This window comes from Desulfotignum phosphitoxidans DSM 13687 (assembly GCF_000350545.1).
Classification (GTDB): domain Bacteria; phylum Desulfobacterota; class Desulfobacteria; order Desulfobacterales; family Desulfobacteraceae; genus Desulfotignum; species Desulfotignum phosphitoxidans.
Map to the genome: position 1 here is coordinate 128,045 of NZ_APJX01000003.1, position 18,259 is coordinate 146,303.

Here is an 18,259-nt window from a genome sequence, read left to right on the forward strand (position 1 = left end):
GACACACCTGTAGTGTTTGACGTGCTACTTTTTGATGCGACGGCCTTTTTTTACGCGGCTTTTCGCTGTTCAGACCGTTGCAGCTGCTTCAGCCTTTTTTGTTGTATATGATGACCCATAATCTGGAGATTTCTTGCCAGAACAGACAGACCTACATATCTTTTAAATCCTTGAATGCCATGATCCGGGCATCTGTCCAGACCATGATTTTCCAACCCGTTTATGGCCGATTCCACCGCTGAATGTTTTCTTTTTAAACGAATAAAATCGTCTGCTGTTTCTTCTTCAAATTCAGCCTTGTTGCATCTGCCTTTTTTCGGGAGCACCAAAATGCTCAATGTATCCTTCAGGTCCTTTTTGTTACCAGGTGTATAAAACCCTTTATCAAAACTGCATCCCTTGAGACCAGAAAATTTGTTTTGGGCCGACGTTACCATTGCAACGGCCACTTTATCATCGGTTTCTTGCTCCATCACCCGGTGGTGCAGGATAAACCCATACTGGTCTTCCAGGATGCATACCCGCAGTCCCAATTCTTGGGGAACACCGGCTTTGCCTTTTGAAATCCATTCTGTATGGGGTTCGAAAATTGAAAAAATCTTGTCTTTATGTGGGATCTTTTCATCCTGCAAAACCCGGCGTTTTATCAGGCCAATTTGCCAAAGCGCATAATTGATGTATGTTTGCAACTCTTCCACTCGGGCTTCATTCATAATATCGGAGGACTCCGTCATTTCAATGGTCAATTCCGCTTTTGAAATGTATTTTTCAGCAAGTTCAATATAAGCTTTGTGTGCATCCATGATCTGCCGGGCTCTTTTGGCCTTTTTCTTTTCATCCGCGGATGTGGAATGTTTCAATCGCTGAACTATCCGATACAGCCGTTTAAATTTTTTGATATTATATGCTGATTGCCGCCACATACTCGTTCCAATGCCCTGGCTGATAATAGCGGCAATTTGAATCATTTTTCGGACTGCATCAAAAAGCAGGTTGATGTCTGTGGGAAAATGAACATCGGTTTCAACAACGAATGAATCACACCGTCCCATCAACACCTCTTCGTCCGAAGTTTTTTTTTCATCAGAAGTTTATGACCTTCTTGTACAACCAGGGTGTTGATTTTATCAAGAATGTCAGGTGTCAGAAGCCTGACATTATCTTTTAAGGGCTGGAGCGGATAGGTTATGTCATCGTCCATCATGCCATGACCCAGCATCTGCCTCAATGTCTGTGTGTTCACCATCTCCCGGAGTTTATCGTAATCCCAATTGCAATTGAGCCGTATGGTGCCCATCACAAGAATTTTCCACAGGTCCATTCCCGGACGTCCATTTTTGGAGTCGGTGTCTTCCGGAATCACATTTTTGAGGATGACAAAAACTTTTTCTCGAAGTTCTTGATCGCAATAGATATGCTGGAGCCCCAAAAGTAGCTTGGGAATTTCATCCCTGGCTCTCATGTCAAGTTTGATTTGGTCGATAGGGGTCTGCCCGAATGTCATTTGTGGTTCAAAAATTTTACGCAAAACAACCTCGAAGTTTTGTTGGGGTGTTGAAATTTGAACTGCTTTCTATGACTCTCATTTTTTAAAATCTCTTTAATTATTAATTGGTTATATTAACATAGTAATCAGTTAAAATCAACAAGTAATTCAATTTCAAGTAAAGATTTCAAACAAATTTTAGCCATTATACCCATGAAAAACGTGGGGTTTTGAGTTTTCGGTCACACACTATTTTGAAGCCGACCATGTCAATACCGCCGGCACAGGTGCCCCGCAGCAGCCATTTGGCGAAAAAACCATGGCATCCATGAAAAACAACCAGCCGGTCAACCCCTGGTACGGGGTGGACAGCCCCTGGTTACAGCAGACAAGGCAGACACTGGCAAGCCTTGAGCACACCCTGACAGCCAGAGAGAATGCCACAGACCGCATGGTGTACAATGCCTGGTTTAAAACAGACAAAAACCGGCGGGAACTGGATCTGTACAAAAACAGAATACTGCCTTTGACAAAGTCTGCCCTGGATGTGTCCACCAGGGAATATGAGACCGGATCCATTCCCTTTTCCCAGGCCATCGGGTCCTATACAGACTGGCTGAAGGCGAAACTTGCCATTGCGCAAAAGACAAAAGACTTAGGGATCTCTTTTGCCGCCCTTGAAACGGTTGTAGGCACAAGCTTATAAGCGCACAACACTGCAAGCCCGGCAGAGCAAGGTACCGGCCCGGCTGGACAACGCAAGCAATAGCTGGACAACGCAAGCGTATAAAGTTTGCTTAATGGAAAATACAGGGAGAAACTGTTTATCATGAATTTCAAATCAACCCTGCTGGTTATTATTTTGACGGCACTGATAACAGGTACAGCAGTATTTTTTATAACAACCACCATTGGACCGACATCCTCTGAGAGCAGTAAAGCCCGGTCTGAACAAAATGGCGATGCGGCTTCAAAAGAGCGGAAGATCATCTACTGGAAGGCCCCCATGGACCCCACTGAAATCTATGATGAACCGGGTAAAAGCAAGATGGGCATGGACCTTGTGCCGGTGTATGAAGATGAGGTTTCCGAAGATGAGACATCCAAAGACGCGGCAGACCGGAAAATCGTATACTGGAAAGCCCCCATGGATCCCACAGAGATCTATGATGAACCTGGCAAAAGCAAGATGGGTATGGATCTTGTGCCGGTGTATGAAGATGAGGTAAAGGGCGGGGTGGATATTAAAATAAATCCTGTGGTGGAACAGAACATGGGCCTTAAAATCAAACCTGTTGCACAGGGTCCTTTGAACCATATCATCAAAACCTATGGCCATGTAACCTTTGATGAAACCAGAACCGGTATTGTCAGTCCCAAAACCGCAGGGTGGGTTGAAACCCTTTATGCCGATTATACCGGGTTTGTTATTGAAAAGGGCGATCCCCTTTTTGCCATGTATTCTCCGTCCCTGCTGGCATCCCAGGAGGAATATCTGTCAGCCTATAAAAATTTTCAGGCGCGCAAGACCCCTTTGAACAAGGATCTGCTGGAATCTGCCAAAAAAAGACTGGCATACTATGACATTGCAGACCAGGACATCGCTTTTCTGGAACAGACCGGGCAGGTCCGCAAAACCCTGACCATCAGGTCCCGGTTTAAAGGGGTGGTGACCCATAAAAACGTAATTGAAGGGGCATATGTCAAAGCCGGGGAAAGCCTGTTCACCATTGCGGATCTGTCCACGGTGTGGGTGGAAGCCCATATCTTTGAATATGAGCAGAACCTGGTGTATGAAGGCCAGAGCGTTGAGATGACCCTGTCCTATGACCCGGACAAGGTGTACACGGGAAAAATTGCCTATATTTTTCCCTATCTGCAGCCCAAAACCCGGGATGTGGTCATCAGGATCATCTTTGACAATGCAGAAGATGACCTGAAGCCGGACATGTTTGCAAATATAAAAATCAATACCAGCAAGGATGCAGCCGGCTTGATTATCCCTTCCGAGGCGGTGATCCACTCCGGGGAAAAACAGCTGGTTTTTGTGGCCCATGGCAATGGCCGGTTCACCCCCCGAAAGATCACCACGGGTGTCCACCTGGAGGAGGGCAGGGTCCAGGTGCTGACCGGACTGGCACAAGGTGAGGATGTCGTGGTGTCCGGCCAGTTCCTGCTGGATTCCGAATCCCGGCTCAAAGAGGCGATCCAGAAGATGATCGCATCCAAATCCGGCACTGCCAAAGAAAAAAAGGAACCATCCCAAAATGATGGGGACAGTTTTTTTGAAGACATGGAAGATGACACAGAGTCCAAAGATGATTTTTTCCAGGATATGGAATAACAGACAGAGGATGCTGCGATGATAGACAAGATAATTGAATGGTCTGTACACAACAAATTCATGGTGGTCCTGGCAACTTTTTTTGTCATTGCCGGGGGTATTCTGGCCATGGTCAACACGCCTCTGGATGCCATCCCTGATCTGTCCGACGTGCAGGTCATCATCTATACGGAATATCCGGGCCAGGCCCCCCAGGTGGTGGAGGACCAGGTCACCTATCCCTTGACAACCGCCATGCTCAGTGTGCCGTTTGCCAAGGTGGTCAGGGGGTATTCCTTTTTCGGGTATTCCTTTGTCTACCTGATATTTGAGGACGGTACCGATATCTACTGGGCCAGGTCCCGGGTGATGGAGTACTTAAATTTTGTGTCCGGCCGCCTGCCTGCCGGGGTGACCCCCAGTCTCGGGCCGGATGCCACAGGCGTGGGATGGGTGTATGAATATGTCCTCCAGGACACCACAGGAAACACAGACCTTGCCGAACTCAGGTCGCTTCAGGACTGGTTTGTGCGCTATGAGCTCACCGCGGTTCCCGGTGTATCGGAAGTGGCCAGTATCGGCGGGTTTGTCAAACAGTACCAGGTGGAGGTGGATCCCAACAAGCTGGCATCCTATGATATTTCCATCCGGAAAATCAAAAACGCCATCCAGCAGTCCAATGCAGATGTGGGGGGCAGGCTCATCGAGATGGGGGAAACCGAATTCATGGTCCGGGGCCTGGGGTATATCTCTTCTGTGGAAGATATTGCGCAGATTGTTGTGTCCTTTGATGACAAAGGCACCCCGATCCTGCTGGGGGATATTGCCAATATCCAGATCGGTCCGGAGCTGCGGCGGGGCATTCTGGAATGGAACGGGGAAGGGGAGACCGTGGGCGGCATCGTGATCATGCGCTACGGGGAAAACGCCCTGGAGGTGATCAAACGGGTCAAGGCAAAACTTGCAGACCTGGAAAAAGGCCTGCCCGAAGGGGTGGAGATCCTCACCGGGTATGACCGGTCCGCTTTGATCCAGCGGGCCGTGGATACCCTTAAAACCAAACTCACCGAGGAGATGATCGTGGTGGCGTTGGTATGCATCATTTTTCTGTTGCATTTCAGATCAGCATTTGTGGCCATATTTACCCTGCCCGTGGGCATCTTGATGTCATTTATGATCATGTATCCGTTCAACGTCAACGCCAACATCATGAGCCTGGGGGGCATTGCCATTGCCATCGGCGTGATGGTGGATGCCTCCATCGTGATGGTGGAAAACGCCCACAAGCATTTAGAGCGGGACCGGGGCAAAAAAAGCCATACCCAGATCATTATAGATGCCTCAAAGGAAGTGGGGCCGGCCCTGTTTTTCAGTCTGCTGATCATAACGGTTTCCTTTCTGCCGGTATTCTCCCTCATGGAGCAGTCCGGCCGGCTGTTCAAACCATTGGCCTACACCAAGACAACTGCCATGGCAGCCTCTTCTGTTCTGGCCATCACCATTATCCCGGTGCTCATGATCTTTTTTGTCAGAGAACACCCCATTGATCCGGCCCTGCCCAAAAAAGCAAAGGCAAAAATATGGGTTCCGGCCCTGGCAGGTCCGCCCCTGGCGGTTGTGTGTGCCGGCCTTGCAGGTGTGACCCTGCCGGATATCAGCCTGGTGCTGGCCCTGGGACTTTCCGTGTTTTTCGGCATCTGCCTGTTTCCCCAGAAAATCATTGCTGAAAAAAACAATCCTTTGAACCGGTTTCTGATCTGGGTCTATCTGCCTGCGATCAAATGGGTGCTGCACTGGCGCAAAACAACCATACTGGTTGCAGTGGCCGCCATTGCAATTACCTGGTACCCCATGACCCGGGTGGGCAGCGAATTCATGCCGCCTTTGAATGAAGGGGATCTTTTGTACATGCCCACCACGCTGCCCGGTATTTCCATCACCAAGGCCAAAGAGCTTCTCCAGCAGACAGACAAGATCATCCAGCGGTTTCCGGAAGTCAAAACCACCCTGGGAAAGATTGGCCGGGCGGAAACATCAACCGATCCTGCCCCGTTGTCCATGATCGAGACCGTGATCATGCTCCGGCCCCAGGTGGAATATGAGATCATCGAAATCCCCCGGTTTTTTTCCGGCTGGCCGGGGTGGCTGAAACAACCGCTCACCTGGATCTGGCCGGAGCAAAAGAACGGCAAGGTGCTGCATGAATGGCGCAAAAAACAGATCGACCGGTTCTATGCCGGATGGCCGGGCTGGCTTGCCGCCCCGTTTGAATGGATACTGCCTGAAGCGCGCTATATCACCATGCAGGAACTGATCGATGACCTGGATGCAGCGGTGAAATTCCCGGGGGTGACCAATGCCTGGACCATGCCCATCAAGACCCGCATCGATATGCTGTCCACCGGCATCAAAACCCCGGTGGGAATAAAGGTCATGGGACCGGATCTTTCGACCCTGGCCGATCTGGGAGAACAGATCGAAAGCCTGCTTCGGGATAAAAAAGGGACCTTGTCCGTTTTTTCCGAACGGGTCACCGGCGGCAACTACCTGGATTTCACCATCAACCGCCGGGAAATTGCCCGGTACGGGCTAACGGTGCAGGATGTCCAGGACATTATCAAGACCGCCATCGGCGGGATGAATGTCACCTATACCGTGGAGGGACTGGAACGGTATCCGGTCAATCTGCGGTACAACCGGGAGTTCCGGGACAATCTCCACATGATACGCCGGGTGTTTGTGCCCACCCCGTCCGGTGCCCAGGTGCCGTTGACCCAGCTGGCCGATATTGCCATAAAAAAAGGTCCGGCCGGCATAAAGAGTGAAAATTCCAAAAGAAGTGCCTGGGTGTTTGTGGATATCAAAGGAATGGATCTGGGCACCTATGTAAAGCAGGCCCGGCAGCTGGTGGATGAAAACATCGATCTGCCGTCAGGGTATTCCCTTGTGTGGTCCGGCCAGTATGAATATATGGAAAAGGCGAAAAAAACCCTGCGGCTTATTATTCCGGCCACCCTGCTGGTGATATTCATCCTGCTGTATATCCATTTCGGCAACCTGACCGAGGTGGTCATTGTGATGGCCAGCCTGCCTTTTTCTCTGATCGGGGGGTTCTGGCTGATCTATGTTCTGGGATACAACATGTCTGTGGCCGTGGGGGTGGGGTTTATCGCCCTGGCCGGACTTGCCACGGAAACCGGCATTGTGATGCTGGTGTACCTGGATGAGGTGTATAAGCGCAAAAAAAAGGAAAACCGCATGCGCACGGCATCAGATCTGTACGGGGCAGTTGTTGAAGGGGCCGTGGACAGAGTCCGGCCCAAAATAATGACCGTTGCCACCACCCTGATCGGTCTGTTGCCGGTGATGTACGGCAGCGGGGCCGGCTCCCAGATCATGAAGCGCATTGCAGCACCCATGGTGGGGGGACTTGTGTCTTCCGCCGTCATGACGTTGATTATCATTCCGGTCATCTACATTCTGTGGAAAACCCGGGAAATTAATAAAAACAATATATAAGAAAGGATGTTTACCCATGAAAAAAATATCATTAACAACTATGTGTCTTGTTGCCCTGGCAGCTGCCCTGGTTTTCTTTTCAACCACTGCTTCTGCAATGGATGACGGCCATGATATGGATGCATCAGACAAAATCGGAGAGCTGTTCCATGAATCCATGCAAAACGGGTATATGCTGTCCTATTACCTGATGGACCTTCGAAACCAGGGTGATGACATGGCGGCTGACCAATCCTCAGGGGACCATGCTTCCCATGGAGAAAAACAGATGGACAAGCCCCATCACATCATGGTGTATATCATGGACAAAGACCATGAACCTGTGACAGAAGCCAAAGTGGGGTTTATGATTAAAAACGATGCCGGTGAAACCCAGAAAATCATGGCCATGTACATGAGCAAAGGGTTTGGCATTACTGCTGACATGAAGGCAAAAGGGGTGTATGAGATCGCGGTCAAGGCGGTGGTTGACGACGTTACCCTCATGGACCGGTTCAGCCATGAGATGAAGTAGCCGGGTGCCGGTGTATCAAGTGACCCGTGCCGGGCGGTCCCTGTGGATCTCACCCTCTGCCGTGTTTGACAGGGAGTAAGGGCAAGCTGCGCTGAACGGCAAAAACTGCGGGCAGGTATGTCCTCAAACAGTTTGCCGTTTTTACCGCTCCGCATGCCCAACTCCCTGTATCAAACGCGTCAGAATGGGATTCCGACCCACAGAGACCGCCCGGCACTAGTCGCTGACGGCAGCGATGAACATTGATGAACCCCATAATGGTGAAGCGGGAGGACAGAGATGATTTGTACAGCAGAGCCCTCCGGTGGGGTGCCTTGCTGCCGGACTGTCGGAGACACCCCGTGGATTCCTGTCCGGCAGCAAGGCACCCCGCCGGGGGGCGGCCTCCTGCCAAACAGGTTGTCACAGCTTTGCATGCCAGATCGGACATTTTGACATTGACATATTCCTGTGAACACCGCATGTTATCAATATGCTTTATTATCGAAAAACAGGTTCAGGCCCGCCTTTGATTCTGATTCATGGGCTTTTGGGATCGTGTGCCACCATGGGGATGCTGGCCAGAGGTCTGGCCCGGCAGTTTGAGGTGCTGGCTGTGGATCTGAGAAATCACGGCCGGTCGTTTCATGCGCCCGGCATGACCTATTCGGAAATGGCAGCCGATCTGGCCGGGTTCATGGATGAAATGAAACTGGAATCCGCCGGGGTCGTCGGCCATTCCATGGGTGGCAAATGCGCCATGCAGCTGGCCATGAATTTTCCGGAAAAAGTGACGGGACTGGCTGTGCTGGACATGGCGCCCAAAGCATATGAACCGATATGGAAAGACGATATTCAAATGTTGCTGGATCTGGATCTGACACGGATCACCCGCCGGGACCAGGCGGATCGGATTCTGGCGGAAAAGATGCCGGACAAGGCATTCCGCGGGTTTCTGCTTCAGAACCTGAAACGCAGCCATGACAGCGGGTTTTTCTGGCGGTCAAACCTGTCAGGTATCTTAAATGCCACATCCGACATCCGTGCCCCCATATCCGGCCGGCCCTACCCGGGACGGGCGTTGTTTGTCCGGGGCGGTGCCTCGGATTATGTGTCCGACAGTGACTGGGATGACATTCAATCCCTGTTCCCGGCAGCAGACCTCAAAACCATTGCCCGGACCGGGCATCTGGTCCATCTGGAACATCCGGATCTGGTCACGGAACTTTTGGCCGGTTTCTTCGGCAAAAAAAATTGATCGATGCAATGATGCAAATTAAAAAAAGGAAAACAGGGACACCCGATGCCGGTTCATATTACCCATAAAGTTCAGATCCCGGATCACGAGATTCAGCTGGAGGCGATCCGTGCCCAGGGGGCAGGGGGGCAGCACGTGAACAAGGTGGCCACGGCCATTCATCTGCGGTTCGATATCCCTGGGTCCAGCCTGCCTGAAGAGATTAAATCCCGCTTGCTGGCAATTGCGGATCAACGGATTTCCAAGGACGGTGTGGTCGTTATCAAGGCCCAGCAGTCCCGCAGCCAGGAGAAAAACCGAACCGATGCCGTCAAACGGCTGCGTCAATTGATTTTAAAAGCCATGGTCCAGCCGAAAAAGCGCCGGCCCACCCGGGCGTCACAATCGGCCCGGAAAAAAAGGATGGATCGTAAAACAAAACGGGGGCGTATCAAACAATTACGGAAATCTGTGTCCTCTGACGATTAAATGAAACAGATGAAACCGGGAAAGAACGATTGATTATCAATCAAAAACAGGATTATCCGGTATCCAGCACCTGCCTGACCTTGTCAGCCAGGGTTTTGACTGTGAACGGTTTCTGGATGAACTGGATACCTGATTCCAGTATTCCATGATGGGCGATGACATTGGCCGTATATCCGGACATGTAAACCACCTTGATATGGGGACGGGTCCGGCGGATTTCATCGTAAAGCTCTCTGCCGTTCATGCCGGGCATGACCACATCCGTGAGTAATAAATCAATGGCACCCTTATGGGCCGCTGCTGTTTGAAGGGCTTCCTCTCCGGTACCGGCGGTCAGTACTGTGTAGCCATCTGTTTCCAAAATGGTACAGGCCAGTTCTCGAACCTGATCATTGTCTTCTGCCAGTAAAATGGTTTCCGTTCCGAAAACCACGGTTGTTTCTTTTTTTTCGATCCCGGGGTCGACCGGATCGGCATCTGAGGCCAGCGGCAGATAAATTTTAAACGTCGTGCCTTTTTCAGGTTCTGAATACACCCAGATATTTCCTCCGTGCTGTTTGACAATTCCATACACAGTGGCAAGGCCTAAGCCGGTGCCACGTTCCCCTTTGGTGGAAAAAAAAGGTTCAAATATGTGCTCGATGGTTTGGGTATCCATGCCGGCACCGGTGTCGCTGACACTCAAAAGCACGTAAGGGCCGGGCGTGACACCTTGACGGAGTTTGGCATAAGATACGTCCAGGTCTTTTCGGCTGGTTTCGATGTCCAAATAGCCGCCGTCGGGCATGGCATCTGCGGCGTTGACAGCCAGGTTCAAAATTACCTGTCCCAGTTGTCCGACGTCTGCCATGACGGGTTCAGGGGTTGGGGACAAGGACAGGTTGATCGTGATATCCTCCCGAATGGTTCGGTACAATAAAGGAAGAAAGTTGTCTACCACCTGGTTGATGTCCACGGGTTCGAAGGATAGTGTCTGCTTTCGGCTGAAAGCCAGCAGTTGACGAACCAGGTCCCGGGCACGGATTCCCGCGTCCAGAATGGTTTGGGTCGCTTTCCGGTGGGAGCCTGCCAATTGAGAATCTGTGAGCATCAATTCGCTGTATCCCAGGACAGGAGACAGCAGATTGTTCAGGTCATGGGCCACCCCGCCGGCCAGACGTCCGATGGATTCCATTTTTTGCACCTGCTGCACCTGTATTTCCATCTGTTCTTTTTCTTTTTGAGACTTTTCCGCCTGTTTGCGATGGGTGATGTCCCTGACGATCGCCTGAAGATAGGTCTGGTTTCCCAGCTGAAAGCGGTTCAGAGCGACTTCTGTGTCAAATACCGTTTCATCGGTTTTCATATGCTGCCACTCGAAATACTGGGGAACGCCTTCAAGGGCCGACATTACATATGTCTGGGCTTTCTGGGTGGATGTTTCACCGCAGGGCTGAGCCGGTGGAGACAACTGCCAGGGATGCTGACCTGTTATCAGGGCTTTGTCGGAAAACCCAAACATCTCAAGCGTGGCCATGTTACAGTCAATGAATTGGTTGTCTTTTAAAATGAATATGGCATCTTTGGCTGTTTCAAAGAGGGTTCGATATCGTTGTTCATTTTCCTGTAATTTTGCCTTGGCTGACTGCTCGTTTATCAATGTTTGTTTCAGGCTGTTGAGCATCAATGCCGTGGTTGTGGACACCAGGGCATTGATGAAAAGAAAATTGCCGCTCATGACCAGCCATTGCTCAAGAAGATTTTCCGAAGCAGAGTTCCAGTCGAGGATGCCCGTGGCAATGGAAACTGCCATGGTTGCAAATGCCGCCGCATTGCAGGCCAGTGAAGCAAACGCGGCTTTGAGATCATAAATGGTGCTGACCATGATGGATGCGCCCAGTAACCAGATATATCCGGCACCCACCGGACCCAGTAGGATTATCAGCCCCAGACCCAGGAAATACAGAACAAAAAAAATCAGGCCGGCCCGGAATCCCAATGGTCTGTTTTTTAGAATCAAAACAGCGACCGCACCTGAATAGGCACCAATATCCAGTAAAGCGACACTCAACAATCCTTCGGCCATGGCCAGCCACACGGAAGGGATCAACACCACAGGGCCCAGAACCACGGCTGAAAAGCAGATGATGAGCAGAATCCGTTCCTGCCAGAAGGTAAACGGATCTGTTTTCCATACATACGTTGGAAGCAGCTTTTTTTCCAGGAGATACCAAGTCTGGACGATATTTGAAAATCGGAATTTCATGTCTTTTGGTTTTTATATACGCAACCCTTTCCAAGGTCAACCATGTGTTTGAAATTCAAGTTTATCAGATTCCTGCTTGACACCGTTGTTCGGAAGTGATATTTACCCAATCTGTTCTGATTCGGGGCGTAGCGCAGTCTGGTAGCGCACTTGTCTGGGGGACAAGTGGTCGCTGGTTCAAATCCAGCCGTCCCGACCATAGAAAAATCAAGGCTTCTGGCGGTTTCGTCAGGGGCCTTTTTTGTTTTTGAACAATTGGCCTGCCTCCAATTTTTGACAACCGGGTTGTTTTTGTCGAAATATCGGTGTAGGGTAACAACCATTTTATGGTTAATACAGCCTGGGAGCACGGATGATAGACAATATTCAAAATAAAAAAGAGTCCCGGTCAAAAATTCGAAACCCGGCTTCAGAAGGTGCCAGCATTTCATTCAAACCCCCGGGAGGGGTATGGGAATATCAGATTAAATTGAGAGAGTTCTCGGATTCCGGACTGGGGCTCCTTGTCAAGCAGGATTCGGATCTTTTGAAACAAATAAGTGTGGGCGATACCTTCACCGTTAATTATCATGAAGATTCTGTTCCCATGACGGTTCAACACCAGACAGTACAGGTTCGGCACATCTCTTTCCCACCCACTGGAATACCTGAAAATCATATGATCATCGGTTTGCGGTTTCTTGAACCAGATGACGATCAATAGTTCATTGTCTTTTGCCTGAATATCGGCACAATCCCAAAGAATCATGGCAGGACTGCTGCGATTTCATCTTGACAATCCCGGCTGTTTTTATTACGTCAATTAAGCTTGTCGGGCAAATGGCCTGTATTTTTGTTTAACCAATCAGGAGAGACTGCATAAATGAAAAAGGCGAATCAACTGGCACTGGTTTTACTGCTGATGGGATTTTTTGTGGTTCCGATAACCCTAGCATCTTTTTCCGGCGGTCCGAGCCTGTCACTGGTGCAGACCGTTCATGCATCCGAAGATGCCGTGGAATCCGGTCACGGTGGTGAAGATACCCTTGGCGGCGGCCATGGACAAGGCCATCCGGACCTGGGCAAACTGCTGCCGTTGTATGCGTGTATCCCTTTTGCCTGCATGTTGTTATCCATTGCACTGCTGCCGCTGGTTGCCGGTACGTTCTGGCACCATCATTTCGGCAAAATATCCGCGTTCTGGGCTGCTACTCTGGCGATTCCCTTTGTGGCGGTCTACAAAGGGGATGCCGTGTATGAAATTCTTCATATCATTTTAGCGGATTATGTGCCTTTTATCATCCTTTTGTGGGCGTTGTTCACGGTGTCGGGTGGAATTCTTCTGCGCGGCACGCTGCGGGGAACCCCTGTTGTGAATACCGGTATCATTCTTCTGGGAACGATTCTGGCCTCCTGGATGGGAACCACCGGAGCGGCCATGCTGCTGATCCGGCCGTTTCTGCGGGCCAATGACTTTCGAAAAAACAGAACCTTCATGGTGGTGTTCTTCATTTTTCTGGTGGCCAATGTGGGGGGATCCTTGACCCCTCTGGGTGATCCGCCCCTGTTTCTGGGATTTTTGCATGGAGTGAGCTTTTTCTGGACACTGAACATCGCCCCTCACATGTTTCTGGTGAGCGGAATTCTGCTGGTGATCTATTTTTTCCTGGATTCCTGGCATTTCAAAAAAGAAGGGGCCGTGGTGCCCGATGATGGAGAAAAAAAGCCCTTGTGCCTGGTGGGGACCTATAATTTCATCTTTTTAGGCGGGATTGTGGTGGCCGTGCTCATGAGCGGTGTCCTGGATCTGGGAGAGATCAACACCCTGGGTGTGCACCGGGCCGTTCAGGACTGGCTGCGGGATATCACTTTGATTATACTTGGAATCCTGTCATTGTGGGCCACCCCCTGGACCCTGCGGGAGGAAAACGAGTTTTCCTGGTTTCCCATCATCGAGGTGGCATATCTGTTCATCGGCATTTTTGTTACCATGATCCCCTGTCTGCTGCTGCTTAAAGCCGGACCGGACGGGGCATTTGCATTTCTGATCGCAGCGGTGAAAGAACCTTACCATTACTTCTGGGTCACGGGTCTGCTGTCCGCGTTTCTGGACAATGCCCCCACCTATCTGACCTTTTTCAATACCGCTTTGGGCAGTTTTTATGCCGGCTTGCCCGAATCAGCCTCCGTGCCGTTGCTGATGACCGACCGGATGGTTTATCTCCAGGCCATTTCCACCGGGGCCGTGTTTTTCGGGGCCGTCAGTTATATCGGCAATGCGCCTAATTTCATGGTGCGGTCCATCGCCGCGGAATCCGGCACTGCCATGCCCAGTTTTTTCGGGTATATCCTCAAATATTCTTTGGTGTTTCTGATTCCCACATTTGTGATTGTCACGTTGATTTTTTATTAGAATCCAGGGAGCGGCTGCCATGTATTTTGATTTAAAGGGATTGAAACTGGCCATCATCGGCGGCGGGGATCCTTGTTGTGAGATTCTGGACCGGTTTTCAGGACCCGGTCTCAAGGATCTGAACATTCAGGTACTCATGGTGGCGGATACCATAGAAATTTCCAAAGGCATCATCCGGGCCAGGCAATTGAATATTCCCACCACCAAAGATTACCATGAGGTGTGCAAGTTGACCGGTCTGGATCTGATCCTTAAACTGAAAAACGATGACCTGCTGCCCTGCATTCTGGAAAAAGTGAATACCGAACGGGTGAGCATTATTGATCTGGACACTTATGGGGCCATGTCTTTTGTTCATTTTCTGAAAACCGAAGAGGAAAAAATCCGGATTCGAAAACGGCTCGAAACCCAGGATCTGGAAAAAGAGGCCGTGGCGGATCTGTTTGATCAATTTTCCCGCCGGATCAACGAAATTGCGGAAAATCGTATTTCCTTTCTGGAACAGGAGCGCCAGGATCTCCGGAAAATCGAAAAAGAGTTGAATCAGATCATCCAGGGCAGCATGATTCCCACTTTTATCATCAACAATGAACATATCATTACCCACTGGAATGTGGCATGTGAGGAACTTACCGGATACCCGGCATATAAACTGGTGGGAACCGACCGGCAGTGGGTGCCGTTCCGATCGGTCAAACGTCCCGTTCTTGCGGATATGGTGGTGGATCATACCAGTGATGACACCGTTCGAAAATATTACGGCAATGCCTGGCGAAAGTGCAAGATCATCAACGGGGCCTACGAGGCGGAAGAATTTTTTCCCCATATGGGAACAGACGGAAAATGGATATTTTTTACAGCCGCGCCCATTAAATCGCCTGAAGGCAAAATTATCGGTGCGATCCAGACCTTGCGGGACAGAACCGAGGATAAAAAAGCCCAGGAGGAAATTGAACTTCAGGATCAGGAACTGGCCAAGCTTCATGAAAAATACCGGAAATCCGAAGAAAAATACCGGTCATTGTTCAACGAAAATCCCAATCCCATTTTTATCATCGACAGCATGAACTTTGAGATCCTGGATGTGAATCACCGGGTTCTGGAAGATTATGGATATGACAAATCCGAACTTATGGGCACCTCATTTCTGGAAATCGGTGAAAAAACCGATGACACTCTTCGCCGGGACATGCTGAATCTGCCCCAGGGCGGGTCCATCCTGTTCACCAAAAAACGGCATTACAGAAAAAGCGGGCAGGCGTTTTTTGTCAACATCAAAATGGTCAAGGTGATGTTCAGTCAGCGGGTGGTGCTCATTGCGTCCACCACAGACATGACTGAAAGCGTGGAAAAAGAAACCCAGCTGATCCAGGCCGGTAAACTGGCCACCCTGGGTACGATGGCAGCCGGCATGGCCCATGAGATCAATCAGCCCTTGAACGTGATCCAGATCTGTGCGGATTTGATCCAGAAAATGGTCAATAAAGGGGTGACGATTTCAGATGAAGATCTGCTGAACATGAGCAAGGATATTATTGAAAATGTGGCCCGGGCCGCCGGCGTGATCAAGCATGTGAGAGATTTTGCCAGACAGTCGGAGCGGGATCTGAAAAAACTGGATATCAATGATCCCATCCGGGATGTGTTCAAGGTGCTGGGACACCAGATTACGGTACATTCCATTGAAGTGGTGCTGGAACTGGAAGACCACCTGCCCAGTATCCGTGCCGAACACAACCGCCTGGAGCAGGTGTTCATCAACCTGGTGACCAATGCCATCGATGCCATGGATGAAAAATCCGCCCGAACCGAAGGGCCGGTGGAAAAAATATTGACCATTAAAACCTTTGCGCAGAACGGCCATGTGGCGGCAACCGTGTCCGATACGGGTACAGGGATGAACGAAGAAGTGAAAAACAAATTGTTTGAGCCGTTTTTCACCACCAAGGAAACCGGCAAAGGAACCGGACTTGGCACCAGTATCAGTTTCGGCATCATCAAGGACTACAACGGTACCATCCGTGTTGAAACCCAGGAGGGGAAAGGGTCGTGTTTCACGGTTCAATTCCCTGCCGCGGGTTGAGGAAATACACGTATGTCAGTTAACAAAATATTGATTGTGGACGATGAACAGGCCATTGTCAGATTGTTGTCCATGTCTCTGAAAAGTGACGGGTATGACACCTGCACTGCATCCAGCGGTGAAGAAGCGCTGGACGTGTTTGAAAAACAGTCCCCGGACATTGTGGTGACCGATATCAAAATGCCGGGCATGGATGGTCTGGAACTGCTTAAACGAATCAAGGAGCGGGATCCGGACAAGGAAGTGATCATCGTTACAGGGCATGGGGATATTGATTCCACCATCACGGCCCTGCAGTATGGGGCCAGTGATTTTATCAACAAGCCGGTGAGAGACGAAGCCCTGGCCATTGCCCTGGAACGGGCCCAGACCAAAATCCGCATCCGGGAGCAGCTGGCCTCCTATACCCAGGATCTGGAAGAAAAAGTGGCGGAAGCCACCGTGGAGATCCGGCGCAAATCCAATTTTCAGCGGCTGCTCATTCACTCCAGCCATGATGCCATTGTCGCGTTTGACCAGGACTGGCAGATTGTGGTCTATAACCCGGAAGCGGCCCGTATGTTTGAGAAAAGAGCCAGAAACGTGTTGAACAAAATGACCATCGATGATCTGTATCCCCCTGAACTGGCCGCCTCTTTCAGAAAAGAGGCCAGAAACGGATCCGATGACCGGGGAGATATCCCCTGGAAGGAGATGGTTCTGGAAACCCGGAACCAAAAACAGATTCCGGTCCGATATGCCACCAGCGTGCTCCATGAAAAAAATGAATTCATGGGCATTGTCAATTTTTTCCAGGATCTGACTGAAATCAAACGCCTGGAAAAAGAGTTGATCCAGTCCGAGCGTATGGCTGCCATCGGGCAGACGGTTTCCGGCCTGGCCCATTATGTGAAAAACATCCTCATCGGCCTGAAAGGCGGCAGCTATGTCGTGGATGTGGGATTTCAGCACAGCAACATGGAAAAGGTCAAATCCGGGTGGCAGACCATCCAGAAAAATATTGAGCGGGTGGCAAACCTGACCCAGGACATGCTCACTTATGCCAAGGAACGGCACCCTGAGGTCAAGCTGTGCGCTCCCAATGAGATCGTGACCGAAGTCAAGGACCTGGTATCGGAATTTGCTAAAGCCCATGATATCGAAATCATTACCCGGTGTGACCCGGAAATGGGACAGATGTGGCTGGATCCCGGCACCGTGCACCGGGCCCTGCTGAACCTGGTGAACAATGCCATTGACGCCTGTATGGAAGAGGATGATCTGGACCGGCAATTCAAAGTGGAGATTCGAACCGGAAAAACCGAAGCCGGGGCCGCTGTTTTTGAGATTGAAGACAATGGATGCGGCATGGATGAAGAGACCAAACGCAAACTGTTTACCCCCATGTTCAGTTCCAAGGGAGGGAAAGGAACCGGTCTGGGGCTGCTGGTGACCAAAAAACTGGTGGAAGAGCACCATGGGACCATTGACATTGATACCCGTTTGGGGTATGGGTCTTTGTTCACCATGACGCTGCCTGAGAGGCCCGAAACAGGCCGGGATGAAAATGACAAGTAAAGAGGTGTGATATGGGTAAAAAAATACTGGTGGTAGATGATGATCCGGATGTCAGAACATTTGTCGTCACGGTTCTGGAAGAAAATCAGTATACCCCTCTGGTGGCATGTGACGGTGTGGAAGGCCTTGAGATGATACAGAAACACAAGCCGGACCTGGTGATTTTAGATGTGCTCATGCCCAGGGGTAGCGGGGTTCGCCTGTACCGTCAGCTGAAAACAGACGATGACTTGAAATCCGTTCCTGTGATTATGTTCACCGGCATTGCCCTGCGGTCTTTTCTCAAATCCCAGAAAGTTCTGGAAGAGTTCAAAGGGGAAAAAGTGCCGGAACCCGACATTTACCTGGAAAAACCCGTGGAGCCCCAGGAACTGGTGGATGCCATAAGAAAAAAACTTGCGTGATCTGCGGTTCTTCAGATGGCCGGAACGGTGC

At 50.4% G+C, this 18,259-nt stretch carries 12 protein-coding genes and 1 tRNA gene; 11 read left to right on the plus strand and 2 right to left on the minus strand.

Translation table 11 applies throughout. From position 1 onward, the window contains the following. Positions 1–50: 50 nt before the first annotated feature. Positions 51–1,528, minus strand: a protein-coding gene (locus tag DPO_RS08065) for an ISNCY-like element ISDph1 family transposase (protein WP_456072977.1) whose coding sequence is annotated in 2 segments (ribosomal slippage) — positions 51–1,082 and positions 1,085–1,528 — 1,476 coding nt in all. Because the reading frame shifts where the segments join, the coding sequence is not laid out codon by codon here. A 277-nt stretch (positions 1,529–1,805) separates the two neighbouring features. Here DPO_RS08065 and DPO_RS08075 point away from each other — a divergent pair. The 6 genes from DPO_RS08075 to arfB all read left to right on the plus strand — a co-directional run bounded on the left by DPO_RS08075 (position 1,806) and on the right by arfB (position 9,547). After that, positions 1,806–2,192: a TolC family protein gene (locus DPO_RS08075; RefSeq protein ID WP_040011718.1), complete on the plus strand. Its 387-nt coding sequence runs from the start codon at positions 1,806–1,808 to the stop codon at positions 2,190–2,192. 123 nt (positions 2,193–2,315) lie between these two features. Further along, complete coding sequence (locus DPO_RS08080) at positions 2,316–3,830, plus strand: efflux RND transporter periplasmic adaptor subunit (RefSeq protein ID WP_006965317.1); 1,515 nt, start codon at positions 2,316–2,318, stop codon at positions 3,828–3,830. 18 nt (positions 3,831–3,848) lie between these two features. Beyond that, on the plus strand, positions 3,849–7,328 hold the full coding sequence (locus tag DPO_RS08085) for an efflux RND transporter permease subunit (protein WP_006965319.1): 3,480 nt from the start codon (positions 3,849–3,851) through the stop codon (positions 7,326–7,328). A gap of 16 nt (positions 7,329–7,344) precedes the next feature. Further along, entirely contained in the window at positions 7,345–7,842 is a 498-nt protein-coding gene (locus DPO_RS08090; RefSeq protein WP_006965321.1) for a hypothetical protein, read from the plus strand. Positions 7,843–8,314: 472 nt separating this feature from the next. Next, entirely contained in the window at positions 8,315–9,079 is a 765-nt protein-coding gene (locus DPO_RS08100; RefSeq protein WP_040011721.1) for an alpha/beta fold hydrolase, read from the plus strand. A gap of 45 nt (positions 9,080–9,124) precedes the next feature. Continuing rightward, complete coding sequence (gene arfB / locus DPO_RS08105) at positions 9,125–9,547, plus strand: alternative ribosome rescue aminoacyl-tRNA hydrolase ArfB (protein ID WP_006965323.1); 423 nt, start codon at positions 9,125–9,127, stop codon at positions 9,545–9,547. A 52-nt stretch (positions 9,548–9,599) separates the two neighbouring features. On the opposite strand, the gene DPO_RS23860 is transcribed toward arfB, so the two are convergent. Further along, complete coding sequence (locus DPO_RS23860; RefSeq protein ID WP_006965324.1) at positions 9,600–11,792, minus strand: hybrid sensor histidine kinase/response regulator; 2,193 nt, start codon at positions 11,790–11,792, stop codon at positions 9,600–9,602. A gap of 122 nt (positions 11,793–11,914) precedes the next feature. On the opposite strand from DPO_RS23860, the gene DPO_RS08115 reads away from it, so the two are divergent. From DPO_RS08115 to DPO_RS08140, 5 genes are all read left to right on the plus strand, one after another. After that, positions 11,915–11,991 (plus strand) — tRNA-Pro (locus DPO_RS08115). A gap of 663 nt (positions 11,992–12,654) precedes the next feature. Beyond that, on the plus strand, positions 12,655–14,184 hold the full coding sequence (locus DPO_RS08125) for a sodium:proton antiporter (protein ID WP_006965327.1): 1,530 nt from the start codon (positions 12,655–12,657) through the stop codon (positions 14,182–14,184). A gap of 19 nt (positions 14,185–14,203) precedes the next feature. Next, positions 14,204–16,267: a PAS domain-containing sensor histidine kinase gene (locus DPO_RS08130; RefSeq protein WP_006965328.1), complete on the plus strand. Its 2,064-nt coding sequence runs from the start codon at positions 14,204–14,206 to the stop codon at positions 16,265–16,267. A gap of 12 nt (positions 16,268–16,279) precedes the next feature. Further along, positions 16,280–17,824 carry an ATP-binding response regulator gene (locus DPO_RS08135; RefSeq protein ID WP_006965329.1) on the plus strand — a complete coding sequence of 515 codons (1,545 nt, stop codon included), beginning with the start codon at positions 16,280–16,282 and terminating at the stop codon, positions 17,822–17,824. A gap of 11 nt (positions 17,825–17,835) precedes the next feature. Further along, a complete protein-coding gene (locus DPO_RS08140; protein WP_006965330.1) occupies positions 17,836–18,228 on the plus strand; it encodes a response regulator in 393 nt (130 codons plus the stop codon). Positions 18,229–18,259 lie beyond the last annotated feature (31 nt).

Coding starts and splice junctions, on each gene's coding strand:
- arfB (WP_006965323.1), top strand. CDS start 9,125: ATGCCGGTTCATATTACCCATAAAGTTCAGATCCCGGATCACGAGATT.
- DPO_RS08100 (WP_040011721.1), top strand. CDS start 8,315: ATGCTTTATTATCGAAAAACAGGTTCAGGCCCGCCTTTGATTCTGATT.
- DPO_RS08130 (WP_006965328.1), top strand. CDS start 14,204: ATGTATTTTGATTTAAAGGGATTGAAACTGGCCATCATCGGCGGCGGG.
- DPO_RS23860 (WP_006965324.1), bottom strand. CDS start 11,792: ATGAAATTCCGATTTTCAAATATCGTCCAGACTTGGTATCTCCTGGAA.
- DPO_RS08135 (WP_006965329.1), top strand. CDS start 16,280: ATGTCAGTTAACAAAATATTGATTGTGGACGATGAACAGGCCATTGTC.
- DPO_RS08080 (WP_006965317.1), top strand. CDS start 2,316: ATGAATTTCAAATCAACCCTGCTGGTTATTATTTTGACGGCACTGATA.
- DPO_RS08085 (WP_006965319.1), top strand. CDS start 3,849: ATGATAGACAAGATAATTGAATGGTCTGTACACAACAAATTCATGGTG.
- DPO_RS08090 (WP_006965321.1), top strand. CDS start 7,345: ATGAAAAAAATATCATTAACAACTATGTGTCTTGTTGCCCTGGCAGCT.
- DPO_RS08075 (WP_040011718.1), top strand. CDS start 1,806: ATGGCATCCATGAAAAACAACCAGCCGGTCAACCCCTGGTACGGGGTG.
- DPO_RS08125 (WP_006965327.1), top strand. CDS start 12,655: ATGAAAAAGGCGAATCAACTGGCACTGGTTTTACTGCTGATGGGATTT.
- DPO_RS08140 (WP_006965330.1), top strand. CDS start 17,836: ATGGGTAAAAAAATACTGGTGGTAGATGATGATCCGGATGTCAGAACA.